General features: G+C 72.2%; 16 protein-coding genes. 8 read left to right on the forward strand and 8 right to left on the reverse strand.

What is annotated here, in order from left to right; genetic code table 11:
* Positions 1–6: 6 nt before the first annotated feature.
* Complete coding sequence (locus GA0070618_RS15760; protein WP_088982309.1) at positions 7–1,395, forward strand: chitinase; 1,389 nt, start codon at positions 7–9, stop codon at positions 1,393–1,395.
* Between the two features lie 165 nt (positions 1,396–1,560).
* On the opposite strand, the gene GA0070618_RS15765 is transcribed toward GA0070618_RS15760, so the two are convergent.
* On the reverse strand, positions 1,561–2,232 hold the full coding sequence (locus GA0070618_RS15765) for a DedA family protein (RefSeq protein WP_088982310.1): 672 nt from the start codon (positions 2,230–2,232) through the stop codon (positions 1,561–1,563).
* 113 nt (positions 2,233–2,345) lie between these two features.
* Complete coding sequence (locus GA0070618_RS15770) at positions 2,346–2,948, reverse strand: DUF1349 domain-containing protein (protein WP_088982311.1); 603 nt, start codon at positions 2,946–2,948, stop codon at positions 2,346–2,348.
* 93 nt (positions 2,949–3,041) lie between these two features.
* On the opposite strand from GA0070618_RS15770, the gene GA0070618_RS15775 reads away from it, so the two are divergent.
* A complete protein-coding gene (locus GA0070618_RS15775) occupies positions 3,042–4,694 on the forward strand; it encodes an alpha-amylase family protein (RefSeq protein WP_088982312.1) in 1,653 nt (550 codons plus the stop codon).
* Positions 4,695–4,922: 228 nt separating this feature from the next.
* Positions 4,923–5,681 (forward strand): 3-oxoacyl-ACP reductase FabG, encoded by a 759-nt coding sequence (gene fabG / locus GA0070618_RS15780; protein WP_088982313.1) that lies wholly within the window; start codon positions 4,923–4,925, stop codon positions 5,679–5,681.
* 166 nt (positions 5,682–5,847) lie between these two features.
* Here the strand turns inward: fabG and GA0070618_RS15785 are convergent, their stop codons facing one another.
* Together GA0070618_RS15785 and GA0070618_RS15790 are read right to left on the reverse strand one after the other, a co-directional pair.
* A complete protein-coding gene (locus GA0070618_RS15785; protein WP_088985562.1) occupies positions 5,848–6,264 on the reverse strand; it encodes a hypothetical protein in 417 nt (138 codons plus the stop codon).
* Between the two features lie 145 nt (positions 6,265–6,409).
* The gene (locus tag GA0070618_RS15790; RefSeq protein WP_088982314.1) at positions 6,410–6,805 is read right to left on the reverse strand and encodes a hypothetical protein; all 396 of its coding nucleotides are present in this window, start codon (positions 6,803–6,805) and stop codon (positions 6,410–6,412) included.
* A 164-nt stretch (positions 6,806–6,969) separates the two neighbouring features.
* Here GA0070618_RS15790 and GA0070618_RS15795 point away from each other — a divergent pair, with 164 nt between their 5' ends.
* On the forward strand, positions 6,970–7,869 hold the full coding sequence (locus tag GA0070618_RS15795; protein WP_088985563.1) for a Gfo/Idh/MocA family protein: 900 nt from the start codon (positions 6,970–6,972) through the stop codon (positions 7,867–7,869).
* A gap of 169 nt (positions 7,870–8,038) precedes the next feature.
* Here GA0070618_RS15795 and GA0070618_RS15800 read toward each other — a convergent pair whose 3' ends face one another.
* A complete protein-coding gene (locus GA0070618_RS15800) occupies positions 8,039–8,230 on the reverse strand; it encodes a DUF2795 domain-containing protein (RefSeq protein ID WP_088982315.1) in 192 nt (63 codons plus the stop codon).
* 72 nt (positions 8,231–8,302) lie between these two features.
* On the opposite strand from GA0070618_RS15800, the gene GA0070618_RS15805 reads away from it, so the two are divergent.
* The gene (locus GA0070618_RS15805) at positions 8,303–9,559 is read left to right on the forward strand and encodes an erythromycin esterase family protein (RefSeq protein WP_088982316.1); all 1,257 of its coding nucleotides are present in this window, start codon (positions 8,303–8,305) and stop codon (positions 9,557–9,559) included.
* Between the two features lie 171 nt (positions 9,560–9,730).
* Here GA0070618_RS15805 and GA0070618_RS15810 read toward each other — a convergent pair whose 3' ends face one another.
* Both GA0070618_RS15810 and GA0070618_RS15815 read right to left on the reverse strand, forming a co-directional pair.
* A complete protein-coding gene (locus GA0070618_RS15810) occupies positions 9,731–11,962 on the reverse strand; it encodes an MMPL family transporter (protein ID WP_088982317.1) in 2,232 nt (743 codons plus the stop codon).
* Positions 11,963–12,009: 47 nt separating this feature from the next.
* Positions 12,010–12,555: a TetR/AcrR family transcriptional regulator gene (locus GA0070618_RS15815; RefSeq protein WP_088985564.1), complete on the reverse strand. Its 546-nt coding sequence runs from the start codon at positions 12,553–12,555 to the stop codon at positions 12,010–12,012.
* A 220-nt stretch (positions 12,556–12,775) separates the two neighbouring features.
* Between GA0070618_RS15815 and GA0070618_RS15820 the strand changes: the two genes are divergently transcribed.
* Positions 12,776–13,756: a DNA polymerase domain-containing protein gene (locus GA0070618_RS15820; protein WP_088982318.1), complete on the forward strand. Its 981-nt coding sequence runs from the start codon at positions 12,776–12,778 to the stop codon at positions 13,754–13,756.
* A 34-nt stretch (positions 13,757–13,790) separates the two neighbouring features.
* On the opposite strand, the gene GA0070618_RS15825 is transcribed toward GA0070618_RS15820, so the two are convergent.
* Complete coding sequence (locus GA0070618_RS15825) at positions 13,791–15,512, reverse strand: FG-GAP-like repeat-containing protein (protein ID WP_088982319.1); 1,722 nt, start codon at positions 15,510–15,512, stop codon at positions 13,791–13,793.
* Between the two features lie 279 nt (positions 15,513–15,791).
* Here GA0070618_RS15825 and GA0070618_RS15830 point away from each other — a divergent pair, with 279 nt between their 5' ends.
* Together GA0070618_RS15830 and GA0070618_RS15835 are read left to right on the forward strand one after the other, a co-directional pair.
* Positions 15,792–16,757, forward strand: a complete 966-nt coding sequence (locus GA0070618_RS15830) for an L-type lectin family protein (protein WP_088982320.1) — start codon at positions 15,792–15,794, stop codon at positions 16,755–16,757.
* A 145-nt stretch (positions 16,758–16,902) separates the two neighbouring features.
* A complete protein-coding gene (locus GA0070618_RS15835; protein ID WP_088982321.1) occupies positions 16,903–17,568 on the forward strand; it encodes a response regulator in 666 nt (221 codons plus the stop codon).

The following is a 17,568-nucleotide window of genomic DNA, read 5'->3' on the forward strand; positions in this document are numbered from 1 at the left end:
GGTCCTGTGAAACGTTCCCGATCTCTTGTCCTCTCCCTGGTCGCGGCCCTGGTGGCGACCGTCGGCGTGGCCTGGGTGGCAATGCCCGCCTTCGCCGCCGGACCCACCGCGACCTTCGTCAAGACCGCCGACTGGGGCACCGGTTGGGAGGGGAAGTACACCATCACCAACGGCGGCGGCAGCACCATCAACGGCTGGAACCTCACCTTCGAGCTCCCGGCCGGCACCACCCTCGGCTCCTACTGGGACGCCCTGCTCACGTCCTCCGGCCAGCGGCACACCTTCACCAACCGCTCCTGGAACGGCAGCATCGCCCCAGGCGCGTCGGTGTCGTTCGGCTTCCTCGCCACCGGCTCCGGCACGCCGCGCAACTGCACCCTCAACGGCGCCGCCTGCGGCGGTGGCACGCCACCGACCACCCCGCCGCCCACCAGCACGCCCCCGACGACCCCGCCGCCGACCACACCGCCACCGACCACCCCGCCGCCCACCACCGGCCTGCCGAAGCACGTGCTCACCGGGTACTGGCACAACTTCGACAACCCGGCGGTCGAGCTGCGGTTGCGGGACGTGCCGAACGAGTACGACGTGGTCGCGGTCGCCTTCGCCGACGCCACCGCCACGCCCGGCGCGGTGTCCTTCGCCGTCGACCCGGGCCTGTCGGCGTCGCTGGGCGGCTACACCGACGCCGACTTCCGGGCGGACGTGCAGACCCTCCGCTCCCGGGGCAAGAAGGTGATCATCTCGGTCGGCGGCGAGACCGGGCGGGTGGCGGTCAACGACGCGGCCAGCGCGGTCGCCTTCGCCGACAGCGTGCACGCGCTGATCGGGCGGTACGGCTTCGACGGGGTCGACATCGACCTGGAGAACGGCCTGAACCCGACGTACATGGGCCAGGCACTGCGGTCACTGCGGGCGAAGGTCGGGTCCAGCCTGATCATCACGATGGCCCCGCAGACCATCGACATGCAGTCCCCGCAGGGCAGCTACTTCAAGCTCGCCCTGGACATCCGGGACATCCTCACCGTCGTGCACACCCAGTTCTACAACTCCGGGGCGATGCTCGGCTGCGACCGTAACGCCGCGTACCCGCAGGGCACGGTGAACTTCATCGTGGCGCTCACCTGCATCCAGCTGGAGGCCGGGCTCCGCCCCGACCAGGTGGCGCTCGGGCTGCCCGCCGGTCCGGGCGCGGCCGGTGGCGGCATCGTCCCGCCCAGCGTGGTCAACGCCGCGCTGGACTGCCTGGCGAAGGGCACCAACTGCGGCAGCTTCCGGCCGCCGCGCACCTACCCGGGCCTGCGCGGCGCGATGACCTGGTCGGTCAACTGGGACGTCAGCAACGGCAACGGCTTCGCCCGTACCGTGAAGCCGCACCTGGCGACGCTGCCCTGATCCGCCTCGGCCCGGACGTCGTCCGTACCGGCCGGGGTGCGGTCGGCGCGTCGGCGTCCGGGCCGTGCTCAGCTCGGGGGGGTCGGCGTCCGGGCTGTGGTCAGCTCCACAGGATCGGCGTCCGGGCCGTGCCGCCGGGCCCGATCCGGTTGCTCGCCGTCCGGCTCACCGACCGGTGGTCACCGACTGCCGGTCGCGCCGGGCCCGACGGCGGCGCGCCTTCTTCACCGCCCAACTGGCGATCATGAGGGCGAAGATGGCGAGGATGCCGTAGTCGAACCAACTGCTGTACTTGTCGATCTCCTTCCAGCGCGACCCGAGGGCGTACCCGAGGCCGACGAAGATCGCGTTCCAGACGCCGCTGCCCAGCGTGGTCAGCAGGCTGAACTCCACCAGTGGCATCCGGTTCGCCCCGGCCGGGATCGACACCAGGCTGCGTACCACCGGTGCCATCCGGCCGAACAGCACCGCCCAGCGGCCGTGCCGCTCGAACCAGCGGTCGGCGCGTTCCAGGTCGTCTCTGTCCACCAGGGGGAGCCGGTCCAGCCAGCGCTTGAGCCGGTCCTCGCCCAGCCCCGCGCCGAGCCAGTAGAGGGCGAGCGCGCCGAGCAGGGAACCGACGGTGGCGGCCAGCCAGACCACCACCACGTTGAACCGGTCCTCGCCGGCCAGGTAGCCGGCCATCGCCAGGACGATCTCGCTGGGGATCGGGGGGATGATGCTCTCCAGGGCGACCAGGAAGGCCACCCCGGGCGCGCCCATCGCCTCGATGACGCCGGCCACCCAACCGGTCAGCCCGCCGAGTTGTGCCGGGTCGACGTTGTCGGCGAGTGCCATGCGTGTCCTTCCGCCGGAGGCCCATCGATCGGATGGTGCTACCCGATTTCGGGGCGGTCACACCTCGGCGTGGCACCCGCCACCGGAGTTACCCCGCAAACGCGGCGGTCGGCTCAGTCGTGCAGGGCGGCGTCGGCCGGACCGCGACGCCAGCCGGTGAATCGTACGGTGAGCCCGCCGCGCGTCGGTGAGCAGCAGAACGGACCGGCGGTGGCCGACGCCGTCGGGGCCAGTGGGGCGAGGCGGACCAGTCGCCACGGCTCACCGTCGACCCGGGCGCGGACGGTCAGCGCGTCGCCGGCCCGGCTGGCCCGCACCGTCACCTGGCGGCCGACCCACTCCGGCACCGGGGCGACCGACCAGTCCGAGACGCCCCGGGTGACCACCGCGCCGAGCTGCGGCTGACCGTCGGAGACCTCGACGCCGGCCTTGATCCACTGCTCCTCGTCCACCCGGACCAGCACGCCGGCCTGGTCGAACTGCTCCGTGTAGTCCAGCCGGAAGCTCACCTCGACCGCGCTCCCGGCGGGGAACGGGGCGAGCAGGGCCGGGGCGTCGTCGTGCACGAACCCGTAGCTGGTGTGCCGCCAGAGGTCGCTGCTCGCGGCGGGTTCGACGAGAAGGTCACCGGTCGGGGTCGCCTCGACGCGCACCGGCTGGCGTGACCAGTTCCCCTCGGTCCAGTCGACCGGCTGCGGGCCGTCCTCATGCTCCATGTCCGGCAGGCTACCGGCCCGGAACGCCGCCCGTCCCGCCGCCGAGTCGTGCTCGTGTTTGCCGAGATGGCCGACGGGAGAAGGTATGGCGGCATGGGTGACAGGTGGTACTCCGAGGCCGTCGTCTACTGCCTCGACATCGACACGTACGCGGACTCCGACGGCGACGGCGTCGGTGACATCCGGGGCCTCATCGGCCGGCTCGACTACCTGGCCCGACTCGGGGTGACCTGCCTCTGGCTGCACCCGATCCACCCGTCGCCGAACAAGGACGACGGCTACGACGTGACCGACTTCTACAACGTGGACCCGCGCTTCGGCACCCTCGGCGACTTCGCCGAACTGCTGCACCAGGCGGCGAACCGGGGCATCCGGGTGATCATCGATCTGGTGGTGAACCACACCTCCGACGAGCACCCCTGGTTCCAGTCGGCCCGCTCCTCGCCGGACTCGCCGTACCGTGACTGGTACGTCTGGTCCGAGCACGAGCCGGCGGACCGCTTCCAGGGCATGGTCTTCCCGGGCGAACAGCACGAGACCTGGACCTACGACCGGACCGCGAAGTCCTGGTACTACCACCGGTTCTACAAGTACCAACCGGACCTGAACATGGCCAACCCCGAGGTCCGGAACGAGATCAAGAAGATCATGTCGTTCTGGCTCCAGCTCGGCGTCTCCGGGTTCCGGATGGACGCCGTGCCGTTCATCATCGAGCTGACCGAGGCCGGCAACGCCAATTCGCCCAAGGACTTCGAGTTCCTCACCGAACTGCGTCAGCACGTGCAGTGGCGGCGGGGCGACGCGGTCCTGCTCGCCGAGGCCAACGTGGAGCCGGACGACCTGCCGCAGTTCTTCGGCGACGCCGCCGGCTCGGCCAACCGGGTGCACATGCTCTTCGACTTCATGCTCAACGGGCGGCTGATGCTCGCCCTGGCCCGGCAGGACCCGGAGCCGGTCATCGAGGCGCTGCGGGACACCCCGGCGCTGCCGCACGGCGCGCAGTGGGCGACCTTCCTGCGCAACCACGACGAGATCGACCTGTCCCGGCTCACCGCCGAACAGCGCGAGCAGGTGTACGTGCAGTTCGGCCCGGATAAGGACATGCGCATCTACGACCGGGGCATCCGCCGCCGGTTCGCCCCGATGCTCGGCAACGACCGCCGCCGCATCGAGCTGGCGTACGCCCTCCAGTTCTCGCTGCGCGGCACGCCGGTGCTCCGCTACGGCGAGGAGATCGGGATGGGGGAGGACCTCTCCCTGCCCGGCCGGCACGCGATCCGTACCCCGATGCAGTGGTCGTACCAGCCGAACGCCGGCTTCTCCACGGCGGACCCGGAGAAGCTGGTCCGCCCGGTCGTCGACAAGGGGGAGTTCGGGTACGAGAAGGTCAACGTCACCGACCAGCGTCGGGACCGCAATTCCCTGCTGGCCTGGTTCGAGCGCATGATCGGGACGCTGCGCGAGGCCCCCGAGATCGGCTCCGGCTCCACCACCCACATCGACGTGCCGATGCCGCCCGGCGTGCTCGCCCACCGGGCCGACGGCGCGACCGGCACGATGCTCTTCCTGCACAACCTCGGCACGCAGGACGCCGTGGTGGATCTCAGCACGCTCCAGCAGGAGGCCGACCTGCCGATCGACGTCCTCACCGACCGGGACTACGGTGGCGTCGGCAAGCTCGACGAGCTCCGGATCGCCGGCTACGGCTACCGCTGGATCCGGCTGCGTCGCGCCTGGTCCTCCTGACCCCGTACGGCCGCTGCGCCCGGCCGCCGCGCGGCCTGTGCTCCCGCTTCCGTCATGCAGGGGTCCCTTGTTACCGCTTTTTGCGGAGCAGGGGTCCCCTGCAGGCACCTCACCCCGAGCGGCGTCGCCGCCCTGGCGTGCGGCCCGCACCGCGCTCCCCGCGCGGGTCCGCCTGGTGCGGGCCCGGGGGGGAGGGTGCGGGGGTCGCCTTGTTACTGGGAGGTAGGTATGGCCGGAGGGCAGCGGGTCGCGATCGTCACGGGAGGCGCGCGGGGGATCGGCGCGGCCACCGCCCGCCGGTTGGCCGCCGACGGTCTGGCGGTCGCCGTGGTCGACATCGAGGAGTCGGCGACGGAGGAGACCGTCGCGGCGATCGGCGCGGCCGGCGGCCGGGCGCTCGGCGTCGGCGCGGACGTGTCCGACCGGAGTCAGGTGGAGGCGGCGGTGGAGCGCGTCGCCGCCGAACTGGGGCCGCCGACCGTCCTGGTCAACAACGCCGGGGTGCTCCGCGACAACCTGCTGTTCAAGATGACCGACACCGACTGGGACACGGTCATGGGGGTGCACCTGCGCGGGGCGTTCCTGTTCAGCCAGGCCGCCCAGAAGCACATGGTGGACCAGAAGTGGGGGCGGATCGTCAACCTCTCCAGCACCTCCGCGCTGGGTAACCGGGGGCAGGCGAACTACGCCGCCGCCAAGGCCGGTCTCCAGGGCTTCACCAAGACGCTGGCGATCGAGCTCGGCCCGTTCGGGGTGACCGTCAACGCGGTCGCGCCCGGATTCATCGTCACCGACATGACCGCGGCGACCGCCGCCCGGATGAAGGTCGACTTCGAGGACCTCCAGAAGCACGCCACCGCCGAGATCCCCGTCCGCCGGGTCGGTCGTCCGGAGGACGTGGCGCACACCATCTCGTTCCTGGCCAGTGAGGGGGCCGGCTTCGTCTCCGGTCAGGTCGTCTACGTCGCCGGCGGCCCCCGCGACTGACCCCCGCCCGTCGACCTCCGTCCGTCGACCCCGGTCCGTGGCCCGGTGGCTGCTCCACCGGGCCCCAGGCGGTCCCGTACCGGGTCGCCGGCAGCCCGCACGGGAGTCCGGTGGCCCGCGCTGCGGTCGAGCGGCCCGCGCGGGAGTCGAGCGGCCCGCGCGGCGGTCAGGCCCGCTCGTGCCGGCTTCGGTAGAGCCAGACCAGGCCGAGCACCGGGAGCACCAGCGGGACGTAACCGTAGCCGCTGCCGAACCCGGACCAGACCGTGTCGTCCGGGAAGAGCGCCGGGTCGACCAGGCTGAGCGCACCCACCCCGAGCACCCCGACCAGCTCGATCGTGCAGCAGACCAGGGCGATGCGGCGACCCGAGCGTCCGCCCCGGGCCAGTCCGACGGTCGCCACGATGTAGATCACTGCGGCCAGCGCGGAGAGCAGGTACGCCAACGGGGCCTCGTCGAACCTGGTGACGATCTGGAGCCCGGCCCGCGAGGTCGCCGCGATGGCGAAGAGCAGGTAGACGGCGATCAGCAGCCGTCCCGGTCCCTGGCCGGTGGCGCGTCCAGACGTCCCGGGCGGGCTCACCGCCACCGAGGCCCCGGGCCGATCGGCCGACGACGCCCGCTCCGGATGTCCGGTCGCCGAGGTCCCCGGTCGGGTTGCCGAGATCCCCGGCTGTCCGGTCGCCGAGGCCCTCGGTCGGTCGGGAGCCGAAGGCGTCTCCGGTCGGTCAGCCACCGACGACCTCCCAGGTCTGCTGGAGCCGGACCACGACCACCGGAAGGACCAGGCACACCACACCGATGATGGCCGCGCCCCAGCGTGTGGGTTCCATCCTCGCCAGCACTCCGGCCAGCGGCGGCAGGAAGACCAGCGTCACCAGGTAGCCGGCGAACGCGCCCGGCTCGCCCGGCCGGTCACCCCCGCCGAGCGCCACCAGGGCAACCACGGCCAGCGCCAGCAGCGCGACCTCCAGCACGGCGAGGCCCAGCAGGTGGGTGCGGTCCGGGGGTCGGTCGCGCGCCGCAGTCAGCAGGCTCCACGCCGCGAGTACGAGCGACAGCACGATCGTGACGGTCGCGAGGATTCCGTCCACCGGTGAGCTGGCTGCGGCGGCGCTGGTCATCGGGGACACTCCGTCCCTACCTCGGTCACCCGGACAGCGTACTCAGCCTTCCGGCGGCCTCCGGGACGACCTGCTGCCGGCTGCGTCCGCGCGTCCGGCGCACTAGCGTGGAGCGCGGACCGGGCGGCTGGCCAGGACCGATCGACGATGGGGGTGCGGGTTTGCTGAGGTTCGGACTGTTCGGCACCGGTCACTGGGCGGCGGAGACGCACGCGGCGGCGCTGTCTGCGCATCCACGCGCCGAACTGGCCGGGGTCTGGGGACGTAACCCGGAGAAGGCCGCCACGCTGGCGCGGCGACACGGCGTGCCCGCGTACGACGAGGCGGACGCGCTGATCGAGGCGGTGGACGCCATCGCCGTCGCGTTGCCGCCGGACGTGCAGGCGGAGATCGCGGTCCGGGCCGCCACCGCCGGCCGGCACCTGCTGCTGGACAAGCCGTTGGCGTTGGACCTGGCCGACGCCGACCGGGTGGTCGCCGCCGCCGAACAGTCCGGGGTGGCCTCGGTGGTCTTCTTCACCCAGCGCTTCCGCCCGAACGTGGTGGGCTTCCTCGGGGCGACCGCTGCGGCGGGCGGCTGGCACCACGCCCGGGTCACCCTGTTCTCCTCGATCTTCCAGCCGGCGACGCCGTACGCGGACTCGACCTGGCGGCGGGAGCACGGCGCGCTCTGGGACATCGGCCCGCACGCGCTGTCGATGGTCCTGCCGGTGCTCGGCCCGGTGAGCCGGGTCTCCGCCACCGACGGGCCGCGCGGGCTGGTGCACCTGCTGCTCACCCACGAGGGCGGGGCCACCAGCTCACTGTCGCTCACCCTGGACGCGCCGCCCGAAGCGGTGACCCGTGACGTCGTCTTCTTCGGCGAGAACGGCGTCGCGGCCGTGCCACCCGGGGACGACAGCCCGGTCAACGCTTTCGGCCTCGCCGTCGACCAGCTACTGGCGGAGATCGACGCGGGCACCCGGGACCACCACTGCGACGTCCGCTTCGGCCGGGAGGTGGTCGCCGTCCTCGCCGCCGCCGAACAGTCCCGCACCGACTCCCGCTCCCACGCCGTCCCCTGATCCCCCGGTTCGGCCACGCTCCGTCCCTGACCCCGCTCCCGCTCGGCGCACGCTTCTCGCGCTGCCGCCCTGGGTGGTAGCAGGGGTCCCCTGCACGTCATAAAGCGGTAACAAGGGGCCCCTGCTACCACCCAAGCGGGGGCGGGGCGTCGGTCGGGGGTTCCGGTGGTCAGGCGATGGTGGCCAGGGCGTCGGTCAACTCGTCGGCGGAGGCGAACTCCTCGACCGGCAGCGACCGGAGGGCCTGGAGCACCTCGGTGCCCGCGCCGATCTCCTGGGCCCGGCGCACCAGGTCCTCCCGGGACACCGGGTAGTCCAGTCCGGCCAGGTACTCCCACCACTGTCCGTCGGTGACCGTCATGGACGTCGGCTACCCGCTGGCGGTCGACGCACACCCGTGGTTTGCCCCGACCCGCCCCGGGTAGCCGCGGACATGCTGGTCCAGCGGCTCGGCGCACCGAGCGACTTCGACCCGTTGCTGGCCCGTGTCGCCGATGCCCGGATCGTCATGCTCGGCGAGGCGACGCACGGCACCTACGACTACTACCGGCTACGGGAACAGCTCACCCGCCGGCTGATCGCCGAGTGCGGTTTCTCCTTCGTGGCGGTGGAGGGGGACTGGCCGGACTGCGACCGGGTGAACCGATCCGTCACCGCCGTCCCGCGCGGTGCCCCCGACCCGCTGGCCGCGCTCGAACGTTTCGAGCGCTGGCCGACCTGGATGTGGGCGAACGCCGAGGTGGCCCGCTTCTGCCGCTGGCTGCGCGCGTGGAACCTGGACCGGCCGCAGGCGGCGCGTGCCGGCTTCCACGGTCTGGACGTCTACAGCCTCTGGGAGTCGATGCAGGCCATCTTCGACTACCTGGGCGAGGAGGACCCGGGGTCGCTGGAGGCCGCGCAGGAGGCGTACCGCTGCTTCGAGCCGTACGGCAAACGACCCGAGGAGTACGGCCTGGCCAGCCGGTTCGTCTCGGCACGGTGCGAGGAGGAGGTCGTGCGCCTGTTGGCCCGTACCCGGGAACAGGCCGCCGCCGACGGCGCGGACCGCTTCTCGGCCTGGCAGAACGCGGAGGTGGTGGCCGGCGCGGAGCGGTACTACCGGACCATGGTCAACGGCGGGGACGACTCCTGGAACGTGCGGGACACCCACATGGCGGACACCCTGGACCGCCTTCTGGACCGGTACGGCCCGGATGCCCGGGGGGTGGTCTGGGCGCACAACACGCATGTCGGTGACGCCCGGGCCACCGACATGGCCGGGGCCGGCCTGGTCAACATCGGCCAGCTCGCCCGGGAACGGCACGGCGACCCGGCGGTGGTGCTGGTCGGGTTCGGCAGCTACCGGGGCGGTGTGGTGGCCGCGCCGCGCTGGGGGTCGGCAGCCGAGGCGATGACCAGCCCGCCGGCCCGTCCGGGCTCGCTGGAGCACCGGCTGCACGAACTGCTGCCGGAACGGGCGGTGCTGGTCTTCGACGGCACGGACCAGCCGGACTGGGTCACCGGCACGGTCGACCACCGGGCGATCGGCGTGGTCTACGACCCGTCCCGGGAGGCGCGGTCCAACTACGTGCCGACCCGACTGGGCGAGCGCTACGACGCCTTCGTCTGGTGCGACGAGACCACCGCCCTGCATCCGCTGCCCGCCCTGACCACCCCCGGCGAGCTGGAGACGTACCCGGCCGGCATGTGAGCCGCAGGTGGCCGGGGTGTGCGCGGTATCCGGCGTGGGTGTGCCGTGTCCGGCCGGGGTGTTTGCAGGGTCCCCCTGCTACCGCTTTTTGCGGTGCAGGGGGCCCCTGCTACCACCCCACCCCGGGCGCGCACTCCGGCGAGGACCGGCGTCGGGGCGGGGTGGGACAGGTCAGCGGACGCCGGCTGCGGCCTTCTCGTCGAGGTGGGCGCGCAGCCCCTCGCCCTCGATGTCGACGTTCGGCAGGGACCGCTGCAACCAGCGGGGCAGCCACCACGCCTTGTCGCCGAGGAGCGACATCACCGCCGGGACGATGGTCATCCGCACCACGAAGGCGTCGATGGCGACGCCGATCGCGAGCGCGAAGCCCATCGACTTGATGATCGGGTCGTCGAGGAAGACGAAGCCGCCGAAGACCGACATCATGATCAGCGCGGCGGCGGTGACCACCCGGGCGCCGTGCCCCATGCCGTTGATGGTGGCCTGGGCGGCGGTGTCCCCGTGCACGAAGTCCTCCCGCATCCGGGAGACCAGGAAGACCTCGTAGTCCATGGCCAGCCCGAACAGGATGCCGATGAGCAGGATCGGCAGGAAGCTGACCAGCGGACCGGGGGTGTCCAGCCCGACCAGGTCGGCGAGCGTGCCCTGCTGGAAGATCGCGACGGTGATGCCGAAGGTCGCCGCGACGGTCAGCAGGAAGCCCAGGGCCGCCTTGACCGGCACCAGGATCGACCGGAACACCAGCATCAGCAGCAGGACGGAGAGCCCGACGACGAGCAGCAGGTAGATCGGGAGCGCGTCGGCGAGCTTCTCCGACACGTCGATGCCGATCGCGGTGACCCCGGTCAGCAGCACGTCGGCCCCGTCGATCCCGTCGACCGAGCCCCGGATGTCGTGGACCATGGTCTCGGTCGCCTGGTCGGTCGGGCCGGTCTTCGGGATGACCGCCAGCAACGCGGTCCGGCCGTCCGGTGCGAGCTGCGGCGGGGCCACCGCGAGCACGCCCTCGGTGCCCTGGATCGCCTGGGTGACCCGGGGCAGCGCGGCGGTGGTCTGCTCGGCGGAGTCACCGGAGACCACCACCACCAGGCGACCGGTGAAGCCCGGCCCGAAGCCCTCGGTGATCAGGTCGTTGGAGGTCCGGGCCGGCGAACCGACCGGGGCGGTGCCGGCGTCCGGCAGGGCCAGCCGCATGTCGGTGGCGGGGACGGCGAGCAGCCCGAGCCCGAGCAGGCCGGCCAGGATGACCGGGATCCGCAGCCGGGTGACCCACCGGGCCCAGCGGAAGCCGAAGCCGGAGCGGTCCTCGGCGACGTCCGCGTCGGCCGGGGCGAAACCGTGGGCCGGGGTGGAGCCGTCAGTCGTGGCGGGGTCGTCGGTCGTGGCGGAGCCGCGCAGCTTGCGGGGCAGCACCCGCTGACCGGCGAAGCCGAGCAGCGCCGGCTGGAGCGTGATCGCCACCAGCACCGCCACGGTCACCGTGCCGGCGGCGGCGAGACCCATCACGGTGAGGAACGGGATGTTGACCACGGCGAGCCCGGCGAGCGCGATGACCACGGTCGCCCCGGCGAAGACCACGGCCGAGCCGGCGGTCCCCACCGCGCGCCCCACCGCCTCCTCGGGGGTGAGCCCGGAGAGCAGGTTCTGCCGGTACCGGGAGGTGATGAAGAGGGAGTAGTCGATGCCGACCGCCAGGCCGAGCATCAGCGCCAGGATCGGGGCGGTGCTGGTCAGGTCGATGACGGCGCTGAGCGCGAAGAGCCCGGCCATGCCCGCGCCGACGCCGATCAGCGCGTTGAGCATGGTCATTCCCGCCGCGACCAGCGAACCGAAGGTCACCACCAGGACGATCAGGGCCACCAGTACGCCGATCGCCTCGGTCGAGCCGACCTCCGGCTCGGCGTTGAGCACCTCACCACCGGGGGCGACCTGGTAACCCTGGCTCTCGGCGCGCGCGCCGATCTCCTCGTACGCCTCGCGCTGCTCGTCGGTGACCTCGTCCGCGCCACCGGAGAACTGCACCTGGATCAGGGCGTACCGGGCGGTCGGCGAGACCGCGCCGGCCTGGAACGGGTCGACTGCGCCGACCGCGCCGGGCAGGCTGCTGGCCTCCTGCACCAGTTCCCGGATCACGGCCTGCCCCTGCGGGGTGCCGAGCTGTCCGTCGGCGGGTGCCTTGACCGCGATGGTGCCGGTGGCGCCGCTGGCCGCCGGGAACTCCTTCGCCAGCAGGTCGAGAGCCTCCTGCGACTCGGTGCCCCGCATGGTGAAGTCGCTCGACGTGGGGCCGCGGAACAGTGCCGCGGCCCCACCGAGGCCGATGAGTGCGACGAGCCAGAGGACGACGACGAGTCGCCGTCGCCGTAGCGCGCCCCGGCCGAGCCGGTACAAGAGGGTCGCCATGATGGTTTTCTAGTCCTGTCCTCGGGGTCGTGGATGGGAAACGGACGTCAGTCCAGTGGCCCGAGCGCCCGGCGGGCGACGGCCAGCAGCGCGGCACGCAGCTCGTCGTCGTCCAGGTCGGGGAACTGCGCGCAGGCGGCGGCGATCCCGGCGAGCACCATCAGCGCGCCCACCCGGGCCTCGGCCCCGGTGGATCCGCCGGCCAGGGCGTCGCGGAGCCGGTCGGAGCAGCGCTGGATGTGCGCGAAGGCGGGGTGCTGGAGCAGTTCGGGAAACTCGCCTTGCAACAGGGCGATCTCCCGACGGAAGCGCAGCGACAGCCCGACGATGCCTTCGAGGGCATCGCGTTGCGCGGCCTGCCCGGTCGCGCCGAGCAGCCGCTCGTCGAGAGCGAGCAGCATGCCGATCGCCGGGGCCATCAGCTCGGTGAAAAGGGTCTCCTTGTTGGCGAAGTGGTAGAGCACCGCCGCCTTGGAGCACCCCACGTCCCGGGCGATGTCCTGCAACGACGTGCCCTTGAAACCGGTCACCGCGAACCGCTTCGCGGCTGCGGCGAGAATCTCGTCCCGAGTCTCCGGTACCGACCGTGCCAACCTGGCCACCTCCCACCATCGAGCATGCCTGACCGATCGGTCAGGAGCTGACCGATCGGTCAGAAGAAGGTCGTGGTGTTCGTCACAATCCGCCCGGATCGGAGAAAGGTGGGGTGAAGGCGTCACGCCCACCGGTCACCGGCCGGATCACCCCGGCCCGGTATGCGGCAGGTCGACGGTTCCGGTTGCGCGCCGGCCGGGTGGCCGGGAGGGTGGGCTGATGGCGGCTGCGGACGAGATGCGCGACGGCGTCCCCCTGACCAACCTGGACCAGCCGCTCGTCGCCGGCTCCGACCTCACCAAGCGGGACCTGGTCGACTACCTCGACGCCGTCCGGGACCGTCTCCTTCCGGCACTGCGGAACCGGCCGCTCTCGGTGGTCCGGGCACTCCGTGGCCAGGCCCCCTTCATGCAGAAGAACCTGCCCCGCTACACCCCGGACTGGGTACGCCGGGTGGCGCTGTGGGCAGAGGCGTCCCACCGCGAGGTGTCGTACGCGCTCTGCGACGACCGCCGCACCCTGCTCTGGTTCGCCAACCAGCGCTCGGTGGAGTACCACCCGACCCTCGCGACCGCCGACGACCCGCAGCGCCCCACCCACCTCGTGCTCGACCTCGACCCACCCGATCCGGACGCCTTCGGGCTGGCTGTGGCCGCCGCCGGGCTGGTCCGGCAGGCACTCGCCGACGCCGGTCTCGCCGGCGCCGTCAAGACCAGCGGGGCCAAGGGGGTGCACGTCTTCGTACCGGTGGAGCCGGGAACCGATCCGGCGGACACCGCCGCCGCCACCCGGGCCCTCGCCGCCCGCGCCGCCCGGATCGACCCGGCGCTGGCGACCACCGCGTTCATCCGCGAGGACCGGGGTGGCCGCGTCTTCGTCGACTCCACCCGGGCCGGCGGGGCGACGGTGGTCGCCGCGTACAGCCCCCGGCTCCGTCCCGGCGTGCCGGTCTCCTTCCCGGTCGACTGGGCCGACCTCGCCGACGTCACGCCGGCCGACTTCACCCTCCGGACCGTGCCGGCGCTGGTCGCCGCCCACGACCCGTGGTCGGCGCGGATGCCCGCGCCGCAGCGGCTCCCGGCGGACCTGGTGGCTGAGGGCCACACCATCCCGGTGGCCCGGGTCCAGGCCATGCACGAGGGGAAGCGGCGGGCCCGGGCCCGCCGGGCCGCCGGAGCGGAAGCCGGCGGGACCGGCTAGTCCCGGACGGCGGCCCGCCCGGCGGGTGCCGCTGCTAGTTGCCGCCCCGGTTCAGCCAGGCGCGGACCGCGCCGCCCTGGTAGACCACCAGGTAGTCGGCCCTGCCGTCGCCGCTGATGTCGGCGAACTGGATGTACGGGCGGGGATAGCCGGATTCGTGGGCCCAGTCGTAGCGGGCCTGGAAGCCGCCGTTGCCCCCGCCACCACGGTTGAGGAAGGCGTGTACCGCGCCCTCGACGCTGACCTGGAGGTAGTCGGCCCGCCCGTCACCGTCGGCGTCGGCGAGCCGGACCGCTTCCAGCGACGAGCCCCGGGTGCCGCCGGCCCAGTCGAGCCACAGCCGCCAGGCCGGCGGCTGGGGTTCACCGGCTTGGCGTTCGGTGGCGGGGTCCCACATGTTCCGGTACACGTGCACCGCGCCCTCCGCGCCGACCCGCAGCAGGTCGTCACGCCCGTCTCCGGTGACGTCCGCGAAGCGCAGGTTGTTGCGGTTGAACGAGTCGACGCGGAAGACGATCCCCCAGGGGACGAACGCGAGCGTGTCACCCGAACCCCTGACGTTGAGGTACGCCCGCACCTCGCTGGTGGAACCGACCACGAGGTAGTCGTCGCGCCCGTCCCCGTTGAGGTCGGCGAACCGCACCTCGTCGCCGTGGACCGCCGTCTGTGCCGCAGGGGCGTACCTGCCGACGTCCACCCAGTCGGGCTGCCCGGGCGTGCCGACCGTGTTCGCCGAGGCGCGGAAACTGCCGTCCGGATAGACCTGGAGGTAGTCGGCCCGCTTGTCGCCGTTCAGCTCGGCGATGATCGTACGGCCGGGGGTGCCGCCGTATCCGGGGGCGATCACGCCCAGGTTGCGCCACCCCGTACCGAGTGCCGTGTCGTCGGAGTCCCCCGGGGTGCAGCCGGTGGGGGCGTTCTCCGGCAGCGGCGCCTGGATCCAGCCCCTGGCGGTCGCCTCGAGCACGCTTTCGTACCAGGCGGCGGCCATCTTGGCGTAGCCCTCGTCGTTCGGGTGGGCGTCGTTCTGCAGACCGTCGGTGACCAGCACCCTGCTCATGTCCACCAGCAGCACGCGCTTGCCCTCGTTCTGCAGGTCCCGCACCACGCCGGGCAGCGCCGCGTTGTACGCGTCGACGCGCGACTGCAACCCGGCCTTGCCGATCGGGATGAGCTGGGCGACCAGCACCGTGGCCCGTGGCGAGTCGGCCAGCGTCTGGTCGACCAGGTTCCTGAGCCGGGTGGGCGCGGACGACAGCGCGAAGTTCTGGCCGATGTCGTTGGTGCCGGCGTGCAGCGCGATGACGTTGGGCTGATAGCGCGGCACGCTGCAGTCGGCGGTTGCCGCGATCTCGTCGATCCGGTCGCCGGGGTGGCCCTCGTGGTCGTTGTCGCTCATCGACCCGGTCTTCACCGATCCGACGAAGTTGACGTGTCGCGCGTTGCCCTTGAGGTGGTCGTACAACTCGTCGCGGTAGCCGTTCCGGTCGGAACTCTCCACGCCGTAGGTGATCGAGTCGCCGAGCGGCATCAGGCGGATGTCCAGACTGCTCAGCGCGAGGTCGCGCTCGGCGGGCACAGCTGCGGTGAGCTGCTTCTCCGTCACCGTGCAGTCCGGCCGTCCGTCGGCGTCCGGGTGGCACGGAGCCGGCACGGCGACCGCGTCCGGGATCGCTGCGACACCGACCGCGGCGAGCGACAGCGCCGCGACGACCGAGGTCAGCCCTGCGACGAGCACTCTTCGCCGAGGAGGCATGGATGCCCCTTTCGTAGCGAGGTTCGACCGTGTGCCGAGATAGTAGAGCGCTAATACGAATTATCAGAAGCACTCGATCTGCTCGCCGTCGAACCGCGACCCGAAACCCACGAACCGCGACCCGAAACCCACGAACCATTAACCACGGACCACGGACCACGGACCACGGACCGTCGAACCGCGACGCGTGACCCGTGAACCACGACCCGCTTTCGGCGCGTGCAGAAAGCATGACCCACGACGACGCGGGTGTGTGCTCACGAGGCGGGAGCTGACGTCATGTCCGCACGTTCTGGCCGCATCATCCGGCCCTCGCCCCGACGGCAGATCTCGCGGCGCGGCATCGCGGGAGTGGCAGCGGTCGCGGTGCTCGCCGTGGCGGGTGCCGTCACGTTCTCGGCGAACAGCGCCGCCGGGATCCCGGAGGCGTCGCTCGACGCGCCCCCCGTTCTGGTACTGGCGAACGCGGCCTCGTCCGGCCCGGCGACCCCCGAGCCGACCAGGGTGGCACCGGTGTCAGCACCCGCAGTCGGCCGGACCCGGCCACCGACGGTGAAGATGCCGATGAGCAAGGTCGCGCCGGTGTTCTCGTTCCGGGGATTTCCCGACGACGCCCACCTGCGGCTCAACGGGTCGGCGACCGTCGCGGACGGGCGGCTGGTGCTGGCGTCCGGGCGGGACCGCGCGGGCAGCGCGTGGGCGACCACCACGATCGACCCGTCCCGCTCCTTCAGCACGGGGTTCACCTTCGAGATCAGCAAGATCAGCGACGGGATCGCGTTCGTGGTCCAGGGCCGGTCCGGCACCGCGCGCGGGAGCAGTGGCGAGGGGCTCGGGTACGGGGCCCGGCCGGGCACCGGCCGGCCGCGGATCCGGCCGAGCCTGGCGGTCGAGTTCGACGCCTGGCCCAACGCCTTCGACCCCGTCGACCGCCAGCACGTCGCGGTGACCAGGAACGGCGACGTCACCCGGCATCTCGTGTGGACCGAACCGGGCTTCAGCCTGTACGGCAGGGGCGTCGTCAACGTGTGGATCGACTACGACGCCCGGATGCACCGACTGCGGGTCTACGCGAGCAGGAAGTCCGGCTTCCGCCCGGCCGAGCCGCTGGTGACGACCTCGGTCGACCTGCGCCGGATCGTCGGCACCGGCCAGACACACGTCGGGCTCACCGGCGGCACCGGCATCACGACGGTGGCCGACCCGGTGGCGGCGGTGACGGCCTGGAATCTGAAGCTGCGGTAGCCGGGTCCGTGGACCGGCTGCGGGCGTCGCCGAGCCCGGCCGTCGCCACCACGCGACGTCGCGGTCGACCGTGACAACGCCGTGCCGATACGCCACTGTATTGGGGGATCACAAGATCGTCGGTGTCGAGGTCGGGAGGCGAGCCATGGACGTTGCGGTGGCTGACGACGGCGCGCTGTTCCGGGAGGGCCTGCAACTGCTGCTGTCCGCTGCCGGGCACACGGTGGTCGGCTGCGTGGAGGACGGCGACCGGCTGCTGGAGTTGATGGCCCGTACCCCGGTCGACGTGGCCATCATGGACATCCGGATGCCGCCGGGCGCGGACGGCGGACTGGACACCGCCCAGCGCGTACGGGCGAGGTTCCCCGACGTCGGGTTGCTGCTGCTGTCCCAGCACGCCGAGGCGCACTACCTGTTCCGGCTGCTGGAGATCGGCACCGAACGGATCGGGTACCGGCTCAAGGACCAGGTGGCCGGGGTGGCCGTGCTCGCCGACACGCTGGTGCGCATCGCGGCCGGTGAGATCGTGATCGAGCCGGTGCTGGCCGCCAACCTGGTGGACCGGCCGAGCCCTCCGGTGCGGAGCCTGCTGGCCGACCTCACCGAGCAGGAACGCGCCGTGCTGCGGCTGATGGCGGAGGGACGGTCGAACTCCGGGATCGCGGCCGAGCTGTTCCTGTCCGTCAAGACGGTCGAGAAGCGGATCGCCAGCATCTTCACCAAGCTGAACCTGCCGGCCGAGTCGGCAGCGCACCATCGGCGGGTCCTGGCGGTGCTCGCGTACATGCGCTCGAACCAGATGGCGGACTAG

Source organism: Micromonospora echinospora, assembly GCF_900091495.1.
GTDB classification, from domain to species: Bacteria; Actinomycetota; Actinomycetes; order Mycobacteriales; family Micromonosporaceae; genus Micromonospora; species Micromonospora echinospora.